Consider the following 797-nt stretch of genomic DNA (forward strand, 5'->3'; position numbering starts at 1 on the left):
TATTGACTCTGTCACATTAATAAACCACCAACATGGTATAGAACTTCAAATAATCAATGGATTTGGTGCTGTTATTAATAAGTATATCGTAAATAACAGTCCATTCTCTTTTATTTGTGGTTATCAGAATTATGATGAACTGATCAACCAACATCCGTTCTTTTCCCGCAGTGCTAAATTATTCCCTTTTCCAAACCGTTTAAACTTAGGTCGTTACAGTTTCGATAACCAAAACCATCAACTCCCAGCTAACTTTCCATGGTCTGATCACGCCGTACACGGCCTGCTCTACAACCAACCTTTTTCAATCACAAACAGCGTAACCACTGAAGAATCCGCCAGTGTGACGTTGCAGTATCAAACGTCATCTTTGCATCCTGCTTTCCCGTTTGCGTTCAACCTTGAAGTCACCTTCACTATCGATACCACGGGTAAACTCACTTCCTCAACGACCGTCTCTAATTTGGGTGATTCCGCCTTCCCATTCGGAGATGCTTGGCACCCTTATTTTTCACTCGGTACTGAGCTAGCACAATGTGGACTCGCTATGTCGCCTTGCTCTGAGGTCATACACGAAAACGACCTACCCAATGGTGAAAAACACGCTTTTGACCGTTTGTCTTTGGACGATTCACTCACCAATCAAAGCTTAAATCACTGCTTTGAATTTGATTCCAAGACAACCAACCAACTTGCGTTTACGCGCTCAGATTCGTCTGCCGCAATTCGCTACCAACAAGATGAAAGCTACCCATTCGTTCAGCTTTACACGCCAACGAGCGAGCAAAGTATTGCAA

General features: G+C 43.0%; 1 protein-coding gene. It reads left to right on the forward strand.

What is annotated here, in order from left to right; translation table 11 throughout:
- Position 1: 1 nt before the first annotated feature.
- The coding region (locus AB4653_RS28395; RefSeq protein WP_372105973.1) for an aldose 1-epimerase at positions 2–797 on the forward strand (796 nt) is incomplete at its 3' end.

The sequence above is a fragment of the Vibrio sp. 10N.222.48.A3 genome, from assembly GCF_041475345.1.
In the GTDB taxonomy this organism is placed as follows: Bacteria; Pseudomonadota; Gammaproteobacteria; order Enterobacterales; family Vibrionaceae; genus Vibrio; species Vibrio tasmaniensis_A.